Source organism: Microbacterium sp. NPDC055442 (genome assembly GCF_053644215.1).
In genome coordinates this window covers 164,766-186,962 of record NZ_JBSHLF010000005.1, presented here as the reverse complement: position 1 = coordinate 186,962, position 22,197 = coordinate 164,766, and the positions used below count along the sequence as shown (strand labels likewise).

The window sequence follows — 22,197 nt, the reverse complement described above, 5'->3', positions numbered from 1 at the left end:
CGCGGATTCCTCGATCGATCGGTCGTCGGCATGGGTCAGGGGGCTTCTTCGGGGTCCGGCGGCAGGTTGGGGTTGCAGGACGCGCCGAAGGTCGCCGACGCGGGGCTGAGCCCCCACTGCGACCAGCTCGCCGTCACGCCGATGCCGTCCACGCGGATCGCCCCGACCGGCACGGCCCACGTGCCCGCCTCGTGCGGCACGACGGCGCCCGCCGCGTCGTAGTAGACCACACGGGAGGCGTCGAACTGGAACGCCGCGACGGTGCCGCCGGGACCGTTCGACGATGTTCCCGTCGGCGTGAGCGCGCCGCCGCCGACGCACGGCGACGCGAGCTGCCACGACGCCTGCAACTGGTAGGGAGCGCTGCCCGGGGCAGGCGCGACGGCGGACCAGTCCGTCGCGATGCCCCAGAACTCGTGCACGTAGCGGACGCGGATGCCGGGATCCTGGCCGAACGTGCCGCTGCCCGGGGACCACGCGTCGAACTGCACCCTGTTGCGGTTGGGGACCGGCTCGCTCGAGCGCGGGGTGTCCCGGATCACCCACTGCGCCCGGCCGGCCGACGGCACGACGTCGGGCGTGGCATCCACGACGAAGGTGTACCCGCGCGGAGCACGACCGGACTGCGCGGCGCGCACCGTCTTCGACGTCTCGGCGCGGGCGAAGGCCTCGTCGCCCCAGAAGGATTCGACGCACAGGACGAAGCGGTACTCCTCGCCGTCGGCGAGACCCGAGAAGGTCGCGGACGACCCGTCGGTCGTGACACGGCACGTCTGACCGTCGCGCACGATGCCGTAGCGCAGGCTCGAGCCGGTGCCGTTGAGCTGCGCCGACGCGCGCGCGGTCACGGTCGACGTGCCGTCGCCGTTCGACGTGGACTCGAGCACCAGGTCGGATGCGAGCGGGGCGCCGACGCCGTTGCCCCAGCCGATCGTCGAGGCGCCGGTCGGGCTGCCGCCGAGCCCCGGCGGCAGCTCGAAGCGCGAGTACGGCGTCACCGTGATCGGCGAGCGGGCGTTCGTGCCGAGGCGGTACGAACGCACGTCGAGCGTGCTCGACCCGCGGCCCACGGGCACGCGGACCGTGTCGCCCGTCGCGCTCGTGATCTCGACCGAGCCGGTGTCGCGGTCGAGTCCCTCGACCGTCAGGGCGACGATGCCCCCCTCTGCTCCAGCGGGCACGGGCCGGACGGTGACGGATGCCGGTGCGGCGGGTGCGTCGTAGGCCCACGCGACCGTGCGCACGGAGGCGACGGACTGGCCGACCGCATTGCGCGCGAACGCCTCATAGGTGCGCGGTTCGCCGTTCGGCGCCGAGATCTCCGGGCACGCGCCGTCGGCAGGGCAGCGCGCGACCTCTCTGCCGTCGGACACGACGACGAAGCCCGTGAGCTCGGGATACGCCGCGCGCGCCGCGCCGGGGTCGATGCGCAGCGTGACCGATCCGTCGGCGTAGCCGGTCTGCGCGATCGAGGCGGGCCCCTTCGGGTAGCCGAGCAGGTCGAACACGATGCGGCCGTCGCGCTCGCCGTTCGTGCGGCGGCCCTGCGCGTCCTGCACGGAGAAGGCCGCGGTGCACGTCATTCCCGCCGTGTCGGCGGTCCACGTCGCCGAGACGGTGGCCGCGGAGACGCGGGCGAACGTCACGCCGCTGCACGAGCCGGCGTCCCGGATGGCGGCCACCTCGAGCGGAGTGCGCGGCAGCGGATTGACTTCGCCGGCAGCGCCGATGACCGTGAAGGTGCACGAGGACCCGGAGGCCTGCGAGCACTGCTGCGTCACCGAGCCGCCGCGCGGCAGGGTCGACGGTGCGGCGCCGACGCGCAGGATGAGCCGAGCCGGTGTCACATCGGCGTGGCTCGTGACCGACACGACGGCTGCCTCGTCGAGTCCCGGCACGGCGCGATCGGCGCCCGTCACGGTGACGATCGATCCGTCGAGCGAGGCGGTGAACGAGGTGCCGGTGTAATCCAGGGCGTAGGCGATCCCGGCCCAGTCGTCGCGCAGCTGCCAGGTGGTCATCGACCGCAGGTCGAACGTCGTCGTCTCGCCGGGGCCGACGGTCACCGATCCGGCCTTGAGCTCGGGCTGGGGGTCGCGCGCGCACACGGTGATCGGCACGGACAGCTGCGTCCACTCGTCCTGCCCCTCGAGGCGCACGGCCACGCGACAGGCATCGGTCCAGGGTGCGCCCGCGCCCGCGTCGTAGCGCACGCGTGTGCCGGCTTCGACGACGCACGCCGAATCGGCGCGCGCACCCGACGCGGTCGCCTCGCCGCCGACCTCGAGCCGGCTTCCGCGCGGCCTGGCGACGAGGTCGGCCATGTCGAAGGTCACCGATTCCAGCTCGACGACCTGCGGCGCGGCGATCCCCGCGCGAAGGGCCAGCGTGACGTCGCCGTCGCCGGGCACGCGCAGGAACGCGTACGTGGTCACCTCGCCCGCGGCGCCTTCGCCCGACACGGCGAACGGGATGAGCTGCGTCCGAGCCGTGAGCGGTCCCCGGATCCGGGGCCCCGCGACCGAGACGTCGTCCGGATCGCCCCACAGCGAGAGGTCGAGGTCTTCGACCGTGCCCGCCGACCAGGCGACCTTGCCGCTGAGCACATCGACGCCGGTGGGGAACTCCTCCCGGGATTCGGCCGTCAAGACGGTGTCGCTCACGACGGGGTAGTCCGGCACGCTCTCGCGGACGACGCTGACGACGATGAGCCCGCGCGCCGTGTTGCCCGACGTCGATGCCACGTCGTAGAGGAAGGACATCGTGCCCGGCTCCTGACCGGCCTCGACGACGACCGTCTGCTCGTCGACCGACAGCAGCCGGGCCGCCAGACGGTCGAACTCGGGGTTGGGCTCGCCCTCGACGAGCGTCTGGGGCAGATCCGGCCGCGCGTCGGTGAGCGCGAGACGGCCCCCGACGGGGTCGATGTCGTTGGCGAGCGGCCGGACGCGGATCGACTTGCCCTCGCCCGCCTGCACCTGCACGTAATCGGTGTAGGTCACCGGACTCGGATTCGACTGCGCGTCCAGCACCCCGATGCGCACGCGCGCATCTCCGCTCTCACCCGACGGATCGACGACGCGGTACGTGAACGACACCTGTCCGCGGTCACCCGCGACGCTCGTGTAGACGATGGACGTGCCGTCGGCGGACAGCGACGCCGACCCGCGCTCGGGCTGGGTCACGATGCTGTCGAGCGTCACGGTGTCGCCGTCGGGATCCATCTCGAACGGCGTGAAGTCGATGACGGTGGACTGTCCGCTGAGCACGCGGCCTTCGAGCCGCTCGGGCAGCGGTGCACGGTTCGTCTCGTCGCCCAGCACCTGCACCCGCACGGTCGCGACGTCGGCGAGCGCGGGCGAGCCCGTCGTGAAGACGGCGTAGTCGATCGTGTACTCGCCCGGCTCGGTCGGGGCGAGATAGCGCAGCAGGTCTCCCGATGCGAACGCAAGGGCGTCATCGGTCGACGAGACGACTCGCGACGGATCGAGCACGGGCCGCCCTCCCGCGGGAGCGACGTCGTTCTCGAGCACCGGGATGTCGATCTGGGTTCCGGCGCGCACGACGACGCGGTCGTCCACGGCGATCGGCGCGAGCTCGGGCGCGGGGGGCAGCAGATACACGGTCGCTTCGCCCTCGACGCGTGCGCCGGCGTCTTCGGTGCCGTCGCTCACGACGTAGCGCACCGTGCCCAGGCGCCCCGAGGCCCCCGACGCCGTCGCACCCGAGACGCGCAGGTGGCGCTGACCCACGGCGTCGACCGAGAGACTGGCCCCCGCCTCGGGGGTCGCCTCGACATCGCTGAGCAGAAGCACGCGACGCGTCGGATTGTGCACCGCCTCGAGCACGTCGATCGTGGCGTCCTTCTGCGGATGCACGAACGCGACGACGGGCGCCGTGGCGAGCTGCGGCGGGGCGTCCTCGGGGAGGATCGTGATGCGCGCCGTGCCGCTGCCCTCCTGAGCGCCGTCGGTCACCGTGAAGTCGACCCGGTACGTGCCGGCCGCACGCGCCGAGAAGTCGAACTCGGTCGTGCCGCCGACGATCGTCGCCGTCGCCGGTGCGTCGTCGAGCACGCGGACGGAAGAGAGCGACAGCATCCCCGTCGTGCCCGTCACGTGAGCCGTGACATCGACCGTCGTTCCGGGCGCCAGCACGTCGACGACGGCGAACGAGCGCACATCCAGCGCGGGCTGCGGTGTGACGCGGACGATCAGCGGCTCGACCGTCGTCGCGCCCCGCGCATCGGCGAAGGTCAGCGCGAGCTCGACGAGCTGCTCGCCGCCCGACCCGTCGTCGTCGTGCTGGTAGACGACCTCGCCACCGGGCGTCGCCGCGACGCTGCCGATGCCCGACGGGTTGTCGACCGACAGCAGCAGGACGGGGTCGCCTTCGGGATCGACCCAGCCGTGCAGCACCGGCACCGTGACGGTGCCGCCGCGGGCGACCTCGGGCTCGGGCCACTCCAGCAGACAGCGTTCGACTCCGCACCACTGCGGGGCCGTGTTGGCGGACTCGGGCGCGACCGTGATCGTCACGGTCGCGGGCTCGGACACGAGGCCGTCGTCGGAGGTGCCGTCGGTCACGGCGTACGAGAACGTGGCGGACCCCGTCGCCCCCGGCGCGACGCGCACCGTGAGCCGCTGCGCGTCGTCGGTGAGCGACACCGTCCCGAACCCCGGGTCGAGCCCGGTCACCGACTCGCCCACGATGCTGAGCACGTCCTCGTTGGGGTCGTGGTCGTTCATGAGCACCGGCAGCGCCGCGAGCGCCCCCGCCCGGACACCGAAGGAATCCGGTTCGGCCACGGGAGGCTTGGGGTCGAGCATGACCGGGAGCTCCTCATCGCTCACGACCGACTCCGCCTCGACGCGGTCGTCGAGGGACCAGTCCTGGCTCGATGGGACGAGCTCGCCGTCGGGGACCGTCCACACCCAGCCCGATCTGGTCTCGTTGAGCAGCAGCGCATCACGGCCCTCGACGAAGGTCGGCCGACGCTGATCGGACAGCACGGCGTCGCCGTAGTCGAGCGGCACGGCCGCGTCGTCGCGCGAGTTCCACAGCAGGCCGCCGGTGCCGCCCTGGCCGAGCCACGCGGCATAGACGTCGCCGTCGTGCACGACCGGTGCCGCCGGCACGCCGAGCACCGTGTCGCCGATGCCGTACGCCCGCGCGGCGGGCCCGTCGTCGGCGGGAACCGTCACGACCGAGATCTCATCGGCGAGGTACATCGCATCGCCGTGGGCATCGGGCTCGCCCACGACGACCGGCCCCGTCGTCGGGGCCTGCTCGGCGGCATCCGCCCCTCGTCGCCACAGCGTCCCGGTGTCGGTGTCGACGACGGCCCACGTGTCGCCCGCGGCCGTGATCGCGAGCGCTTCGGTCGCGTCGACCGCGACGGCATCGCGACCGCGCACCGTCGACGACGCGATGTCGTACCGCAGCACCGATCCGTCGGCGCGCGAGTAGGCGAACAGGATGCCGCGTTCGTCGACCGCGATCGCATCGGCGGTGTACCGCGGGCTGTCATCGCCGTCGGCGAAGGGGGCGAGCTGTGCGGCATCGCCGAGCGAGAGCCGTCCGGCGAAGACGGCGCCGGCATCGGTCAGGTACGCGATGAAGTCGTCGGCCGCGGCGACGTCGACCGTGCCCGTCGGCGTCGGCGTCGACACGTCGAGCGTCTCGTCGTCGAGGTCGGCGGGCTGCGCTTCGTCGATGCGAGTGATCGTGCTGAGGCTGTCGCTGAGAAGATACGCGGCGTCGGGAGCCTGCACCACGAGGTCGGGATTGCTGATGCTGCGGACGGTGTCGAGTTCGCCGACCGTCGTGTTGACGCGGGCGTAGCCGCGCCCGTCGGCGGTCTGCAGCGCCCACACCGATGCGTCGATCCGCGGGGTCTCCTTGGCGTCGAGACCGGGCCACACGATGCTCGCCGTCGTCACGAGTGCGACCGCGGCGGCAGCCGCGACGAGTCCGGCTGTCGTCCGGCGGCGCATCACAGCACACCCGTCGCGAACAGCACCGCGACGACCGCCGACGCGGCGACGACGACGGCTCCGCCGGCGATGCCCACGACGATCCCGATGCGGCTCGGGCTCTCGGAGCCGGGTCCCGAGAACGCCGTGTCCTCGTCGCGTGCCAGGCCCGCGACGCCGGAATCGGTGTGGTCCTTGCGACGGCGCACGTGGTCGACGCTCGATCGGACGGGGCCGCGCAGCCCGGCATCCGAGAAGTCGACGCGTTCGGAGGCGGGCGCCCACTCGGTCTCGGGCACGTCGATCGGCGTCGGGGACACCCCTCGCTCGGTCTGCACCGCCTGCAGAGCCTCGGCGAACGCGCGCGCCGAGGGATGCCGCTTGGCGGGATCACGACTCAGCGCCTGCGCGAGCACGGCCTGGAGCGATGCGGGCACGTCGGTGCGCGCGATGTCGGTATACGAGGCCCGGGCGATCCGTCGCCGCAGGAGCTCCTTCGTGTTCTGGCCCCGCTCGCGGCGTTCGAACGGGCTCCGGCCCGCCAGCAGCGAGTAGACGGTGGCGCCGAGACTCCACACTTCGCTCGCGACGGTGCCCGCCGTCTGCTCGGCGACGACCTCCGGGGCGCTCCACGGGATCGACATGGCGAGCACCTCATCGGCGGTCTCGCGCAGCAGCGACGAGGAGATCCCGAAATCTGCGAGCACCGGCGTGCCGAATGTCGTGATGAGGATGTTGCTGGGCTTCACATCGCGGTGGAGCACGCCGGCGCGGTGCGCCGACTCGAGCGCGCTCGCCATGCGCACGCCGGTCGCGAGCACCTCATCGACCGGGATCCGCTCGATGCGATAGCGCCGCGCGAGCGAACCGGGGCAGTTCTCCATGACGATGTAGGGACGGCCGTCGGCCGAGATGCCCGCCTGGTACACCGTCACGATCGCGGGGTGCGCGGACAGCCGTGCGAGCACGTCGGCCTCCGCGTTGAACATGCGCCGCAGGTCGGGATCGCGCACGTCGCTCGGCAGCACCTTGACCGCGACGTTGCGCCGGGGCATGTCCTGCTCGTACAGGAAGACGTCGGCGAATCCACCCGATCCGAGCGGGCGGATGTAGGCGAGCCCCGGAAGGAGCGGAGGGGCCGAGGGCAGGCGTGTGGCCACCGTTCCCTCCCCCAGGATCATCGCGCCGAGTGTTCAGCGCGGAGTCCGCGCCCACGCGCGAAGTGGGGCCATGCTAACAAAGCCGAAGCCGCTGATCCTGGTGACAGCGATCGTGTGTGCACAACCTCAGTCGCCGGGCGCGTTCGGGTCGAACGGCGCGTCGAGGGTGCGGGACAGATCCTCGAGCAGAGCGGCGATCTGCGGCTCGACATGCTGAGAGACCGCGGCCTGGATCCGCAGGCGATGCGGCAGCAGGACGGCGCACACTTCGCGGCCCACCATGTTGGCGTAGTCGTCGGCCAGGGCGACCTCTTGGCGCAGCGCCGCTTTGGCCTCTTCGGTCAGCGGTGGAAGCTCGGGAACCTGGGATTCGGCTTCTTCGGCCAGGCCCGAGAGGGTGAACAGGAACGGCGCGCCCGGCTGGGGTTCGGGGTCGAGCGGCATCCCCTCGAACTCGGGGGCGAGTCCCTCGGCGGGGCGATAGCTGCGCGCCCGGTTGCGCGCGGCCTGCTGATCGAGCTCGGCCTGCAGCATGGGAAGGTTGCGCGCCGTGTATTCCGCGACGGCGCGGTCGATGATCGCCTTGACGCGGATCGACAGGCCGTGCTGCACGCCGTGCGGCACATCGGCCCCCAGCCCCGCCGCCGACAGGATCGGAGAGCCGAAGCACCGTCGACACGGGGCGACGCGTCCGCGGTGCGTCGCGGGCTGCCAGCGTGGCAGCCACACGAGCCAGGCGTCCACCGCCTGGCTGACCTGCGTCTCGAGCGACCGCTCCACGCGATAACGCTATCCTCTCGGCACGCCCGATCCGGGTTCTTACGCCGTCACAGCGTCTCTTCGTCGTCGGATTCCCACGGCCAGCGCGGGCGACGAGCCCGCGTGCGCACGAGCGCGATGCCCGACCACGCGGCGACGAGGGCTGCCGCGGCGATCACCAGGCCGAACCCGGTCGTCGCGATGCGGCCCGCGACGGCAGTCGCGATCCCGACCGCCGTTCCCGTCGCGACGGCCATGATCCACAGCCCCGCGAGGTAGGCGAGGAACGACGCGACCATGACCCAGGCCGAGTTCCAGAACGACGGCTGAGTGCGCCGCACAGGACCCCACAGCGTCGCGCCGAACGCGACGATCGACAGCGTCGTCGCGGCCACTCCGGGAAGCGGGCCGAGGCCCGGCTCCTCGATGACGCTCTCATCGAGCGCGAGGGACAGCATCCCCAATCCGAAGATGACCAGGGCGAGATAGCCCACCGTCGCGAAGACGACCGCGAGCGCCGGCGAGACGGCACCGCGGTCGGCCCCGCCAGCCGGACGCCCGGTCGTCATGGCCGGACGAGCTGCGGGCCCGCCTCGAGCGTGCGCTCGTACTCACGCTGCGCTTCGATATTGAGCTCGGTCACGCGCTTGCCGCGCGCGGCGGCCCATGCCCCGAACCAGATGGTGAGCTCGCGGCCCAGCACGAACGCGACGATCGCGAGCGGGGCGAGCAGCTGCGCTTCGACGAGCTCGGCGCCCTCGGAGGCCGTGAGCATCCAGAACGGCGCCTGGAAGAGCTGCCCGAGCAGGTGGCCGCCGTAGGCGGCGACGCCCACGAGCAGGCCCATGATGACCCAGGCCGCCCAGCGGCCGCGGTTGATGATCGCACCGAGCAGCCAGAACGCGATGAAGAACACGACCGTCGGCACCCACAGCGCCCACGTCGTGAGCCCGGCGACGGCATCCGTGGCGAAGGTCTCGGCGGTGACGTCGCCCTGGATGGCACCGAAGCCGAGGGTCGCGCCGAGGTAGAGCACCGCGAAGGCGAGGGCCGCGAGCAAGCCGATCGCACCGGCGGCGGCACGATTGCCGCGCAGGCGCGGCGCCTCGGGCGCCTGCACGAAGATGGGCTGCGGAGACACGGCCGCCGGCGGCACGACGCTCTCGGCGATGGGCTCGGCGGGCGCGACGACGGGCTCGTAGACCGCGGTCGGCTCGTCGTCGGCGACGACGGTCTCGTCGATGACGATCGTCTCTTCGACGACGGCGGCTGGTTCCTCGACGGCGGAGGGCGGTTCCTCGTCGAGCGGCGCGTCGGTCGCCCACGAGGGCGGCTCTGCGGCCCACTCGTTCTCTGCCGACGGGGTCTCGTCGGAGAACACGACCTCTTCTTCGACGACGATCTGCTCGTCCTCGACAGCGGCCGGCTCTTCGACGGCGTCGCGGCGGGCGGCCTCGGCGTCAGCGAGACCTTCGTGAGCACGCCCGACGACGTCGTCGACCGTTGTGGGTTCCTCGACCGGCTCGCCGTAGGACGACTTGGGGTCACTCATCGGAAGCACTCCTCACGCGGGGCCGCTCCCCGCATGTGCGAGGGTAACCCCGACAGGGCCTTCACACGCGTAGCCATGCCGCGCGACGCGCGACTGCGTCATCCCCAGATGTAGGCGGCCAGTCGGTTCGCGTAGTCCTCGGGGCGCCAGCCCGTCCCGACGATCGAGAGCCACACGTCGTCTCGCATGATGTGCTCTTCCCGCACGCCGCCCCTCGCGCGGGCGCATTCCAGCGCCGTCTCGGCGGTCGAGCACGAGAACCCCTGCGCCGAGAGCGCCGCCTGCGCGATGCCGATCGCGTCGGGCGAGATGACCGAGACGGTGGACGTGATCGACTCGTTCCGTCCGAGCGCCCACGCGCAGTTGACGGCGACGGTCGGCGCGAGCGCCTCGACGAGGTCGTCGGCTGCGATCACGGGTCGCGCGGTGTTCTGGCTGAGCAGCACGTCTCCGTGCCAGATGAGCTCGGCCCACAGCTGATCGGGATACAGGTCGCGACAGTCCAGCGGATCGCCGTCGGCGATCAGCTGGACGGGGGTCGGCTGGTTCTCGGCGTCCTCCTGCGCGTCCGCGTTCGCCCGCAGGGTGTCGCCGACCCAGTCCACGGCGGTCGGCACCATGGGTGCGGCGAGCCAGACCAGGCCCGCGACGACGGCGATGCACGCGAGCACCGAGGGTACGGCGATCCAGAGGTTTCGTCCCCCCGTGCGCGCCATGCCGTCCTCCTCCTCCACGGTAGACACCGGATGCCGCGTGGCCGTGTCGGCGCGCTGGGGAGGACTGTTCCCGTGGCTCGGGAACGACGAAGGCCCCCGGCGCGTGCCGGGGGCCTTCGTCGTTATCTCAGGAGATCTCGATACGCCCGCTGCGCGGGCTCCTCGATCTAGACCCGGGTCGCCTCAACGCTGCTTCGCAGCATTGACCCGAACCGCGTCTAGTTGTACGAGGTGAAGTCGCCGTCCGTCGAGAAGCTGTCGAAATCGACGTAGCTCAGGTCGGCGTCCGAGAACGCACCGTCCGAGGCGAAGATGCGGTTGGGGTACCGCTCGCTCTTGGCCTCTTCCGTCGCCTCGACCGTGACGTTGCGGTACTTCGCAAGGCCCGTGCCGGCGGGGATGAGCTTTCCGATGATGACGTTCTCCTTGAGGCCGACGAGCGGGTCGCTCTTGCCCTCCATGGCCGCCTGCGTCAGGACGCGGGTGGTCTCCTGGAACGATGCCGCCGACAGCCACGACTCGGTCGCGAGCGACGCCTTCGTGATACCCATCAGCTCGGGACGACCCGACGCGGGGCGCTTGCCCTCTGCCACCGTCTCGCGGTTGATCCGCTGGTACTTCTTGAAGTCCACCAGCTCACCCGGGAGCAGGGTCGTGTCGGCGTGGTCGACGACGGTGACCTTGCGCAGCATCTGGCGCACGATGACCTCGATGTGCTTGTCGTGGATCGGCACACCCTGCGAGCGGTACACGCCCTGCACGCCGTTCACGAGGTACTTCTGCACCTCGCGGGCGCCCATGACGCGCATGACCTCCTTGGGGTCGAGCGTTCCGACCTGCATCTGCTGGCCGACCGTGACACGCTGGCCGTCCTCGACCAGCAGCGTCGCGCGCTTGAGCACGGGGTAGACGTGCGGCTCGTCGCCCGAGTCGGGCGTCAGGATGATCTTCTTCGACTTCTCGGTCTCGTCGATCGTGATGCGACCGTCGGACTCCGCGATCGGCGACGCGCCCTTGGGGGTACGCGCCTCGAAGAGCTCCTGCACACGGGGAAGACCCTGCGTGATGTCGTCGGCCGAAGCCGAACCGCCGGTGTGGAACGTACGCATCGTGAGCTGCGTTCCGGGCTCACCGATCGACTGGGCGGCGATGATGCCGACCGCCTCGCCGATGTCGACGATCTTGCCTGTCGCGAGCGAACGGCCGTAGCACTGCGCGCAGACGCCGACAGCCGAGTCGCACGTGAGCACGGAGCGGACCTTGATGGTCTCGACGCCGGCCTCGACGAGCGTGTTGATGAGCACGTCGCCCACGTCGTCACCCGCGGCGGCGAGCACCTCGCCCGAAGGCGATGTGACCTGCTCGGCGAGGGTCCGCGCGAACACCGAGTTCTCGACGTTGGCGTCCTTGATGAGCGCACCGTCGGTGCCGGGCGCCGCGATCGTGAACTCGAGGCCCTTGGTCGTGCCGCAGTCCTCCTCGCGGATGATGACATCCTGCGAGACGTCGACCAGACGACGCGTGAGGTAACCCGAGTCGGCCGTGCGAAGGGCCGTGTCGGCCAGTCCCTTGCGGGCACCGTGCGTCGCGATGAAGTACTCCGCGACCGACAGCCCCTCGCGGTACGAGGAGATGATCGGGCGAGGGATGATCTCACCCTTCGGGTTGTTCACGAGACCGCGCATACCCGCGATGTTGCGGATCTGCAGCCAGTTACCACGGGCGCCCGAGGACACCATGCGGTTGATCGTGTTGTCGGCGGGGAAGTTGTCCCGCATCGCCTTCTGGACCTCGTCGGTCGCCTCGGTCCAGATCTTGATGAGCTCCTGACGACGCTCGGCGTCGGTCGTGAGGCCCTTCTCGAACTGCGCCTGCACCTTGGCGGCCTGCTTCTCGTAGCCCGCCACGATCTCGCCCTTGTTGGGCGGCGTGAGGACATCCGAGAGCGCGACGGTGACACCCGAACGCGTGGCCCAGTAGAAGCCGGCGTCCTTGATCCTGTCGAGCGATGCCGCGACCTCGACCTTGGGGTACTCCTCGGCGAGCTTGTTGACGATCTGCGACAGCTTGCCCTTGTCGGCCTGCTCGCGCACGAACGGGTAGCCCTTGGGCAGCGTGTCGTTGAAGATCGCCTGTCCGAGCGAGGCGTCCACGAGACCGTGGCGCTCGTAGCCCTCGGGGGCGTCGCCCTCGAGGAACGACAGGCCGGGGATGCGGATGCGCACCTTGGCCTGCAGGTCGAGCGTGCCTTCGTCCCGCGCGAGGATCGCCTCGCTGACCGAGCCGAACACACGACCTTCGCCCTGGGCACCCTCGTTGACCGTGGTCAGGTGGTGGAGGCCGATGATCATGTCCTGCGAGGGCAGGGTCACCGGGCGGCCGTCCGACGGCTTCAGGATGTTGTTCGACGCGAGCATCAGGATGCGCGCTTCGGCCTGGGCCTCGACCGACAGCGGAAGGTGCACGGCCATCTGGTCACCATCGAAGTCGGCATTGAACGCCGCGCAGACGAGCGGGTGCAGCTGGATGGCCTTGCCCTCGACGAGCTGCGGCTCGAACGCCTGGATGCCCAGACGGTGCAGCGTGGGTGCACGGTTGAGCAGCACGGGGCGCTCGCGGATGATCTCCTCGAGCACGTCCCACACCTCGGGACGCGTGCGCTCGACGGCGCGCTTGGCGGCCTTGATGTTCTGCGAGTGGCCGAGGTCGATCAGGCGCTTGATGACGAACGGCTTGAACAGCTCGAGGGCCATCTGCTTGGGCAGACCGCACTGGTGGAGCTTGAGCTGGGGTCCGACGATGATGACCGAACGACCCGAGTAGTCCACGCGCTTGCCGAGCAGGTTCTGACGGAACCGGCCCTGCTTGCCCTTGAGCATGTCGGACAGCGACTTCAGCGCACGGTTGCCGGTGCCCGTGACGGGGCGACCACGGCGGCCGTTGTCGAAGAGTGCGTCGACCGCTTCCTGCAGCATCCGTTTCTCGTTGTTGACGATGATCTCGGGAGCACCGAGGTCGATCAGCCGGCGAAGACGGTTGTTGCGGTTGATGACGCGACGGTACAGGTCGTTGAGGTCGGAGGTCGCGAAGCGGCCACCGTCGAGCTGGACCATGGGGCGCAGCTCCGGCGGGATCACCGGAACGACGTCGAGCACCATCGAGGCGGGCGACATGCCCGTCTGCAGGAACGAGTTGACGACCTTCAGGCGCTTGATCGCGCGGATCTTGCGCTGACCCTTGCCCTCGGAGATCTGCAGGTGGAGGCTGTCCGCCTCAGCCTGCAGATCGAAGGCCTGCAGACGACGCTGGATCGACTCCGCGCCCATGTAGGCCTCGAAGTACTGGCCGAAGCGGTCCTGCAGTTCGTGGAAGATCTCGTCCTCGCCCTTGAGCGAGCCGACATCGAGGGTGCGGAAGTCCTCCCACACGCGCTCGAGCTTGGCGATCTGCTCGTCGGCGCCCTTGCGGGTCTGAGCCATCTCCTTCTCGGCGGCGTCCTTGACCTTCTTCTTCTGGTCGGCCTTGGCGCCCTCTTCCTCGAGCGCCGCGAGCTCTTCCTCCAGCTGCTGGAGGCGGGCTGCGACCTTGGCGTCACGGCGGTCGCCGAGCGTCTTGATCTCGAGACGGATGTTGTTCTCCTGCGTCGCGAGGTCGCGGTGACGCGCCTCTTCGTCGACGGAGATCACCATGTAGGCGGCGAAGTAGATGACCTTCTCGAGGTCCTTCGGCGCCATGTCCAGCAGGTAGCCCAGACGCGAAGGCACGCCCTTGAAGTACCAGATGTGCGTGACGGGCGCGGCGAGCTCGATGTGGCCCATGCGCTCGCGGCGGACCGAGGACTTGGTGACCTCGACGCCGCAGCGCTCGCAGACGATGCCCTTGAAGCGGACGCGCTTGTACTTGCCGCAGGCGCACTCCCAGTCGCGGGAGGGTCCGAAGATCTGCTCGCCGAAGAGGCCGTCCTTCTCGGGCTTGAGCGTGCGGTAGTTGATGGTCTCGGGCTTCTTGACCTCGCCGTACGACCAACGACGGATGTCGTCGGCGGTGGCGAGACCGATGCGAAGCTCATCGAAAGTTGTTGATTCGAGCACTAGTCTCAGTTCTCCTGTGTCGGAATTCTTAGTGAGTCAGTCGTTGATCTGAGCTTGCCGAAGCGTCAGATCTCGTCGATCGAGGATGACTCGAAGCGGCTGGAGATGTTGATACCCAGTTCCTCTGCCGCGCGGAACGCGTCGTCGTCCGTGTCGCGGAGGTTGACCGGCGTGCCGTCGGCCGAGAGCACCTCGACGTTCAGGCAGAGCGACTGCATCTCCTTCATGAGGACCTTGAACGACTCGGGGATGCCGGGCTCCTGGATGTTCTCGCCCTTGACGATCGCCTCGTACACCTTGACGCGGCCGAGGATGTCGTCGGACTTGATCGTGAGGAGCTCCTGCAGCGCGTACGCGGCGCCGTAGGCCTCGAGCGCCCACACCTCCATCTCGCCGAACCGCTGGCCGCCGAACTGGGCCTTACCGCCCAGGGGCTGCTGCGTGATCATCGAGTAGGGGCCCGTCGAACGCGCGTGGATCTTGTCGTCGACCAGGTGGTGCAGCTTCAGGATGTACATGTAGCCGACCGAGATGGGTGCCGGGAACGGCTCGCCGGAGCGGCCGTCGAACAGCCGCGTCTTGCCCGTCGAGTCGATGAGGCGCTCACCGTCGCGCGTGGGGAGGGTCGAGTCGAGAAGACCGGCGATCTCCTCCTCGAACGCACCGTCGAACACGGGGGTCGCGACCTTCGTGCCGGGGGCGGCCTCACGAGCGGTGTCGGGCAGGCCCATGGCCCACTCCGGCGTGCCTTCGACCTTCCAGCCCTGCTGGGCGATCCAGCCGAGGTGCAGCTCGAGGACCTGGCCGAAGTTCATTCGACCGGGGATGCCGAGCGGGTTCAGGACGACCTGGACCGGCGTGCCGTCCGCGAGGAACGGCATGTCCTCGACGGGGAGGATCTTCGCGATGACGCCCTTGTTGCCGTGGCGGCCGGCGAGCTTGTCACCCTCGGTGATCTTGCGCTTCTGGGCGATGTAGACCACGACGCGGCGATTGACGCCCGAGCCGAGCTCGTCGTCGCCGTCCTCGGCGTTGAACTCCTTGACGGCGATGATCGTGCCCTGCTCACCGTGGGGAACCTTCAGCGACGTGTCGCGCACTTCGCGGCTCTTCTCGTTGAAGATCGCGCGGAGCAGGCGCTCCTCGGCCGACAGCTCGGTCTCGCCCTTGGGCGTGACCTTGCCGACGAGGATGTCGCCGGGGCGGACCTCGGCGCCGATGCGGATGATGCCGCGCTCGTCGAGGTCCTTCAGCAGGTCGGGGCTGACGTTGGGGAGGTCACGGGTGATCTCCTCCTTGCCGAGCTTCGTGTCACGGGCATCCACCTCGTACTCCTCGATGTGGATCGAGGAGAGGGTGTCGTCCTTCACGAGCTCCTGGCTGAGGATGATCGCATCCTCGAAGTTGTGGCCTTCCCACATCATGAACGCGACGAGGAGGTTCTTGCCGAGCGCGAGCTCGCCGTTCTCCGTCGCCGGTCCGTCGGCGATGACCTCGCCGACCTCGACGCGGTCGCCGGCCGAGACCACGACGCGCTGGTTGTAGGACGTGCCCTGGTTGGAGCGGTCGAACTTGCGCAGGTAGTAGTCCTGCGTGCCGCCCTCGTCGAGCTGGACCGTGACGACGTCGGCCGAGACCTCGGCGACGACACCGGCCTTGGCTGCCGTGACGACGTCACCGGCGTCGATCGCGGCGTAGCCCTCCATACCGGTGCCCACGACGGGCGAATCCGAACGCAGGAGCGGAACGGCCTGACGCTGCATGTTCGCGCCCATGAGCGCGCGGTTGGCGTCGTCGTGCTCGAGGAACGGGATGAGCGACGTCGCGACCGAGACCATCTGGCGCGGCGAGACGTCCATGTAGCCGATCTCGTCGGCGTGGAAGAGGTCGACCTCGCCGCCCTGACCGCGACGGGCGAGGACGCGCTCGTCGGCGAACGAACCGTCGTCCGCGAGCTCGACTCCAGCCTGCGCGACGATGTAGTCGCTCTCGACCGATGCCGTCAGGTAGTCGATCTGGTCGGTGACCTTGCCGTCGACGACCTTGCGGTACGGGGTCTCGATGAAGCCGAACGCGTTGATGCGCGCGAACGATGCGAGCGAGCCGATGAGACCGATGTTCGGCCCTTCCGGCGTCTCGATCGGGCACATGCGGCCGTAGTGCGAGGGGTGCACGTCACGGACCTCGACGCCGGCGCGCTCACGGCTCAGACCACCGGGGCCGAGCGCCGACAGGCGGCGCTTGTGGGTCAGGCCCGCGAGCGGGTTGTTCTGATCCATGAACTGCGACAGCTGGCTCGTTCCGAAGAACTCCTTGATCGCGGCGACGACGGGACGCACGTTGATGAGCGTCTGCGGCGTGATGGCCTCGATGTCCTGCGTCGTCATGCGCTCGCGCACGACGCGCTCCATACGGGAAAGACCCGTGCGGACCTGGTTCTGGATGAGCTCGCCGACGGCGCGGATGCGACGGTTGCCGAAGTTGTCGATGTCGTCGATGTCGAGGCGGATCTCGGCCGGCTTGCCCTCGCGGACGCCGTCGAAGACGTCGTCGCCGCGGTGCAGGCGCACGAGGTACTTGATCGTCGCGACGATGTCGTCGACGGTGAGCACCGAGTCGCTCAGCGGCGTGTCGAGACCGAGCTTGTGGTTGATCTTGTAGCGACCGACCTTCGCGAGGTCGTAGCGCTTGGGGTTGAAGTAGAAGTTGTCCAGCAGCGCGCGGGCGGCCTCGGCGGCGACCTGCTCGCCCGGACGGAGCTTGCGGTAGATGTCGCGGAGGGCGTCTTCCTTCGAGAGGATCGTGTCCTTCGCGAGGGTCTCCTCGATCGAGTCGAAGCCGGCGAACTCGTTCTGGATGTCCTCCGTCGTCAGGCCCAGGGCCTTGAGGAAGACGGTGACCGACTGCTTGCGCTTGCGGTCGATGCGCACGCCGACCTGGTCGCGCTTGTCGATCTCGAACTCGAGCCACGCACCGCGGCTGGGGATGACGCGCGCCGAGACGATGTCCTTGTCGCTGGTCTTGTCCGGGGTCTTGTCGAAGTAGACGCCGGGCGAGCGCACGAGCTGCGAGACGACGACACGCTCGGTGCCGTTGATGATGAACGTGCCCTTGCCGGTCTGCAGGGGGAAGTCGCCCATGAAGACGGTCTGCGTCTTGATCTCACCGGTCTGGTGGTTCATGAACTCGGCTTCGACGTAGAGCGGGGCGGCGTAGGTCTTGCCGCGCTCCTTGCACTCGTCGATCGAGTACTTCTCAGGCTCGAGGTAGGGGTTGGTGAACGAGAGCTGCATCGTCTCGCTCAGGTCCTCGATGGGCGAGATCTCCTCGAAGATCTCCTCGAGACCGCTGATCTCGGGGACGTCCGTGCGTCCGATGGCCTTCGCAGCCGCGACGCGTGTCTTCCACGCGTCGTTGCCGACGAGCCAGTCGAAGGACTCCGTCTGCAGCGCGAGGAGGTCGGGGACCTCCAGCGTGTCGGAGACCTTGGCGAACGAGAGGCGTGAAGCGCCGCGTCCGCTCTTGGGGGTGGTGGGGTTGGATGCGTTGCGCGCAGCAGCCAAGGGGAATACCTCCGTGAGCCCGTGGGCCCGTTTCCTTGTCGTCAGGTGGAGTGCTCCGTCCTCCCGAAGCCCGGCGCCACGCGCGCGAGACTCCGATGGAGAGTGACGCGGGGGCACACGGGCACAGCCGACCACCATATGAGGGCAGGGGAACCAGAGCGCAACTACCGACTATACGTCTCAGGACGCGCCGTGTCCAGCCGGATTCTTGACGAGCATCCGAAGCTGCGGTATAAACGCGCGCTGACTCACCCGATCGGGGTGCGCGCATGCCGGAACCGCAGGCGTGTCCCCGGCCGCGCTTGCGCGAGCAGATCCAGCGCGGCATCCGTGGCGACCGCGATGACCGGATACCCGCCCGTCACGGGACCGTCGACGCCGAGCACGACGGGGCGTCCGTCGGGAGGCACCTGCAGTGCGCCGGGCACCATGCCCTCGCTCGGCAGCTCGTCGCGGCGCGCGCGGACCAGTTCGGGTCCCTCGAGCCTGATCCCGACACGGTCGGCCGCGGGCGAGACGGTCCAGACCGCCGCGAAGAGCACATCGAGGGCGGATGCCGCGAACCAGTCGGCGCGCGGACCGGGTGCCAGGTCGATCTCGAGCTCGTCGTCCTGCGGGGCTCCCCAGGGCGCGATGTCGGCGATCGGGATGGGACGGGCGGGAGCGGGGCCGATCGGGATCACGTCGCCCGCGGCGAGCCGGCGCGGGCCCAGTCCCGCCCGGATGTCCGTCGACCGGGATCCGAGCACCGCCGCGGGCTCGCAGCCGCCGCGCACCGCGAGGTAGGCCCGTGTGCCGTGCGCGAAGACGTCGACCTGCAGTTCGCTGCCCGCGGACCAGGCCTGCGCGGTGTACGGGTCGATCGGGCGGCCGTCCAGCGTGAGCGACCCCCAGGCCCCCGCGACGGCGATCCACGCGTCGACCTCGGCGACGGCGCGGAAGCCGCCCATCGTGATCTCGATCGCCGCGGCGCCTTCGTCGTTGCCGACGAGCCGGTTGGCCGTGCGCAGTGCGCCTCGGTCGGCGGCGCCGGACCGCGCGACGCCGAGCGCCGCGTTCCCGGCCCGGCCGAGGTCCTGCACGGTCGCGAGCATCCCCGTCGCCTCGACCCGTACCCCCCGCTGCCCGTGACCGCGAGACTGCAACGGCGCGCCGAGACCGTGGGGTTCACCCGCAGTCTCGACCTGCGTTTGCAGTCTCGCGGTCGATGCGGGGACGGGGACGGGCGCGGGGACGGTCGACGTGGTCGACGCGGGTGCGGGGGCGGGCACGGACACGGCTGCCGCGGCGACCGGAGCCGCGGTAACGGGGCGGAACCGCACGCGCGTGCCGGGGGCGAGCAGGGCCGGGGATGCCGCACCCTCCGCCGCCGTACGCCACAGCAGCGCCGAGGTCGTACCGATGAGCTGCCAGCCGCCGGGCGATTCCCGGGGGTACGCCCCCGTGAACCGGGCGGCGAGGCCCACCGCTCCGGCGGGCACGCGCGTGCGGGGCGTGGCCCGTCGGGGCACGTCGAACGGCCAAGCGTCGCTCACCAGATAGCCGAACCCCGGCGCGAACCCCGTGAACGCGACCGACCACTCGGCGCTCGCGTGGCGGCGCACGAGCTCATCAGCCGTCATACCGAGGAGCTCCGCCGTCTCGGACAGGTCGGCGCCGTCGTAGACGACCTCGAGGTCGACGGCGGAACCCTCGCCGCGCGGCGGGCCGGCGGCCCCGGCATCCGCGCCCAGCGCCCACGCCCGCGCGGCCGCCGGCGTCAGTCGCGCGGGATCGACGACGACCAGCACCGTCCGCGCGGCCGGCACGAGCTCGACGACCCCTTCGGGGCGGGATGCCGCGAGCCGGCCGTGCAGCGCCAGCACATCGTCGATCGAATCGGTCTCGAGGAGCAGGGCCCGCTCGCCCATCGGCCGCACGCGCACGGTCACCACGGCGATCGCACCTCAACCCCCTCGGCGTCCAGCGCCGCGCGCACGCGCCGGGCGATCGCCACGGCGCCGGGCGAATCGCCGTGCACGCAGAGGGATGCGGCATCCGGTCTGACGAGCCCGCCGTCGACGGCGACGAGGACCCCCTCGACGGCGAGGCGAACGGCGCGATCGGCGATCTCGGCGGGATCGTGCAGCACGTCGCCGGGCGCCCCACGCGCGACGAGGCCGCCCGTCGCGCGGTATCCGCGGTCGAGGAACGCCTCGCGCACGAACGGGATGCCGCGCTGCTCGGCGTTGAAGGCGATCTCGCCGTCGAGTCCGAGGATCGGGATGCCGCGCCCCAATCGCGCCGACAGATCCGCGACAGCATCCACGACGAGGGCTGCTTCGACCGGGTCGCGCGACACGGAGTGGTAGAGCGCGCCGTGCGGCTTGACGTAGCGGACGTCGGCTCCCGCCGAGACGAGCGCGTCCAGCTGGCGGGCGATCGCGTCGGCGAGGTCGCCCGGGTTGATCGCGATGCGCGTGCGACCGAATCCGGCGCGGTCCGGGTAGGACGGATGCGCGCCCACGGCGACGCCGTACCGCGCCGACCGCTCGACGGCCGCGCGCAGCGACGCGGCGTCTCCCGCATGTCCGCCGCACGCGATGTTCGCGCTCGAGATGAGGGCGAACATCGCCTCGTCGTCGGCCGTCGGCACGCCGTCGATCGTCTCGCCCAGATCGGCGTTGAGATCGATCGCCACCATGCGTCCCACGGTAGCCGCGTCGCGCGCGCCCGGCTCCGCTCCGCCGCGCCTCCCCCCGTTGACCCGCCCCCTTCGTTGACTTGCGCCCCGTGTCGATGACACGCCGGCGTGTCGCTGCACGGGGCGCAAGTCAACAAAGCGAGGGAGGGCGCGGAGCGCGGAACAAGAGGGCGGCCCGGCGGCGGCGTGTCCCGCCCAGTACGGTGGGGTCATGGCACGGGCGCGGCTGGAACCCGACGAGGCGCCTCGCGCCCGTCTCTCGGACGGCACGATCGCCCGCGTCGTTCCCGCGCGCTTCGCCGGCGGTCTCGAGCTCATCGTCGACGGCACGCCGCAGTCCCACGTCGACCTCGACGATCCGACTCACCTCCACTTCGAGTACGTCGCGCGCATGGGCGCCGTCATCGACCAGCTGCGGATGCCGCGCCAGCCGCTCACCGCCGTGCACCTCGGCGCGGGGGCGCTCACGCTCCCGCGTTACATCGAGGCGACGCGGCGCGGGTCGCGCCAGCAGGTCATCGAGCTCGAACCTGCCCTCTGGGACCTCGTGCGCGAGCACATGCCGCTCCCCCGCCCAGCGCCGATCCGCGTGCGCATCGGCGACGCCCGCGCAGGACTCGGGCGCCTGCCCGCCGCGCTCACCGGCAACGTCGATCTGCTCGTTTCCGACGTCTACTCGGGGGCGCAGACCCCCGCGCACCTCACGACCGTCGAGTTCTACCGCGAAGCGGCGGCGCTGCTCGCTCCCGACGGCGTCCTGCTGGTCAATGTCGCCGACGGCGCGGGGCTCGCCTTCGCCCGGCGTCAGGTCGCGACCGTGCGCGACGTGCTCGAACACGTCGCCGTGCTGGCCGAGGTGCAGACGCTGAAGGGCCGGCGCTTCGGCAACCTGGTCGTGGCGGCGTCGGCGACGCCCCTTCCCACCGAGTGGCTGCCGCGCCTCATGGCAGCCGGCCCGCACCCCGCCAAGGTGGCGCAGGGCGCCGAGATCGACGAGTTCGTGCGCGGAGCGGCGATCGTGACGGATGCCGCCGCCTCGCCGTCGCCGAAGCCCGCGGCATCCGTTTTCGATCGCTGACGAGGCACCGGATGCTGCACCCCGGCGTGCCGGGCCGACGACCGCGCGGTGCCGGGGCAGACTAGGGGCATCGTGCGCGGAGGGAGTCGTCGTGAGCTATATCAAGGGTTACGACCCGGAGACTCTGCGGGAGATCGTCGATCCGCACGAGTGCGCCGAGCGTCTCGACGAGATCGGCGAGCAGCGCAGTCTGCCGGCACTCCTCGAGCGCGTGTGGCTGCTCAAGGTGCTGGGCCGCACCGAGGATTCGCTCGTGCTGTCGGAGCAGTCCGTGCGCGTGGCGCGCATGGCGGGCACGCGCAAGGACCTGCTGCGGGCGCGCATCCTGCACGCATCCGTCGTGCAGGTGCGGGGGGCGTATGCCGCCGCCGAGCAGGAACTGACGATGTGCGCCGACGAGGCCGAGGGCCAGGGTTGGTCGAGCATCGCAGCATTCGCCTATCAGCACCGCGGACGGACGAACTACGAGGCGGGCGATTTCGAGGCCGCGCGCGTCGATTTCAAGCGCGCGCTGTTCCTGCGCCAGGAGTCCGGTGCGACCGACGCGCAGCTCGAGTCGGCGCTGCTGGCCGTCGACGCCGCTGACCGACGCCGTGCGGCCGCCCTCACCGGGTGAGTGT

The 22,197-nt window shown here is 70.5% G+C and carries 12 protein-coding genes; 2 read left to right on the top strand and 10 right to left on the bottom strand.

Annotation, left to right across the window (positions count from 1 at the left end):
* Positions 1-35 precede the first annotated feature (35 nt).
* From ACWIBS_RS12880 to ACWIBS_RS12835, 10 genes are all read right to left on the bottom strand, one after another.
* Positions 36-5,996, bottom strand: a complete 5,961-nt coding sequence (locus ACWIBS_RS12880; protein ID WP_376131062.1) for an Ig-like domain-containing protein — start codon at positions 5,994-5,996, stop codon at positions 36-38.
* On the bottom strand, positions 5,996-7,135 hold the full coding sequence (locus ACWIBS_RS12875; RefSeq protein WP_376131065.1) for a serine/threonine-protein kinase: 1,140 nt from the start codon (positions 7,133-7,135) through the stop codon (positions 5,996-5,998). Before ACWIBS_RS12875 ends, ACWIBS_RS12880 begins: the two co-directional genes overlap by 1 nt.
* Before the next feature lie 126 nt (positions 7,136-7,261).
* The gene (locus ACWIBS_RS12870; RefSeq protein WP_376131052.1) at positions 7,262-7,915 is read right to left on the bottom strand and encodes a spermidine/putrescine ABC transporter substrate-binding protein; all 654 of its coding nucleotides are present in this window, start codon (positions 7,913-7,915) and stop codon (positions 7,262-7,264) included.
* A 47-nt stretch (positions 7,916-7,962) separates the two neighbouring features.
* Entirely contained in the window at positions 7,963-8,463 is a 501-nt protein-coding gene (locus tag ACWIBS_RS12865; protein WP_376131054.1) for a hypothetical protein, read from the bottom strand.
* A complete protein-coding gene (locus tag ACWIBS_RS12860; RefSeq protein WP_376131057.1) occupies positions 8,460-9,446 on the bottom strand; it encodes an ABC transporter in 987 nt (328 codons plus the stop codon). Before ACWIBS_RS12860 ends, ACWIBS_RS12865 begins: the two co-directional genes overlap by 4 nt.
* Positions 9,447-9,544: 98 nt before the next feature.
* Positions 9,545-10,162: a hypothetical protein gene (locus tag ACWIBS_RS12855; protein ID WP_454137029.1), complete on the bottom strand. Its 618-nt coding sequence runs from the start codon at positions 10,160-10,162 to the stop codon at positions 9,545-9,547.
* Positions 10,163-10,380: 218 nt separating this feature from the next.
* Entirely contained in the window at positions 10,381-14,253 is a 3,873-nt protein-coding gene (gene rpoC / locus ACWIBS_RS12850) for a DNA-directed RNA polymerase subunit beta' (protein WP_376130853.1), read from the bottom strand.
* Between the two features lie 65 nt (positions 14,254-14,318).
* On the bottom strand, positions 14,319-17,816 hold the full coding sequence (gene rpoB, locus ACWIBS_RS12845; RefSeq protein WP_376130856.1) for a DNA-directed RNA polymerase subunit beta: 3,498 nt from the start codon (positions 17,814-17,816) through the stop codon (positions 14,319-14,321).
* A 248-nt stretch (positions 17,817-18,064) separates the two neighbouring features.
* Positions 18,065-19,747 carry a 5-oxoprolinase subunit B/C family protein gene (locus ACWIBS_RS12840; protein WP_454137028.1) on the bottom strand — a complete coding sequence of 561 codons (1,683 nt, stop codon included), beginning with the start codon at positions 19,745-19,747 and terminating at the stop codon, positions 18,065-18,067.
* Positions 19,744-20,499 (bottom strand): LamB/YcsF family protein, encoded by a 756-nt coding sequence (locus tag ACWIBS_RS12835; RefSeq protein WP_376130862.1) that lies wholly within the window; start codon positions 20,497-20,499, stop codon positions 19,744-19,746. The genes ACWIBS_RS12840 and ACWIBS_RS12835 overlap by 4 nt, the downstream gene beginning before the upstream one ends.
* A gap of 211 nt (positions 20,500-20,710) precedes the next feature.
* On the opposite strand from ACWIBS_RS12835, the gene ACWIBS_RS12830 reads away from it, so the two are divergent.
* Together ACWIBS_RS12830 and ACWIBS_RS12825 are read left to right on the top strand one after the other, a co-directional pair.
* Positions 20,711-21,577, top strand: coding sequence for a spermidine synthase (locus ACWIBS_RS12830; protein WP_376130865.1), 867 nt, complete (start codon positions 20,711-20,713; stop codon positions 21,575-21,577).
* Positions 21,578-21,668: 91 nt separating this feature from the next.
* On the top strand, positions 21,669-22,193 hold the full coding sequence (locus ACWIBS_RS12825) for a hypothetical protein (protein WP_376130867.1): 525 nt from the start codon (positions 21,669-21,671) through the stop codon (positions 22,191-22,193).
* Positions 22,194-22,197: the final 4 nt, after the last annotated feature.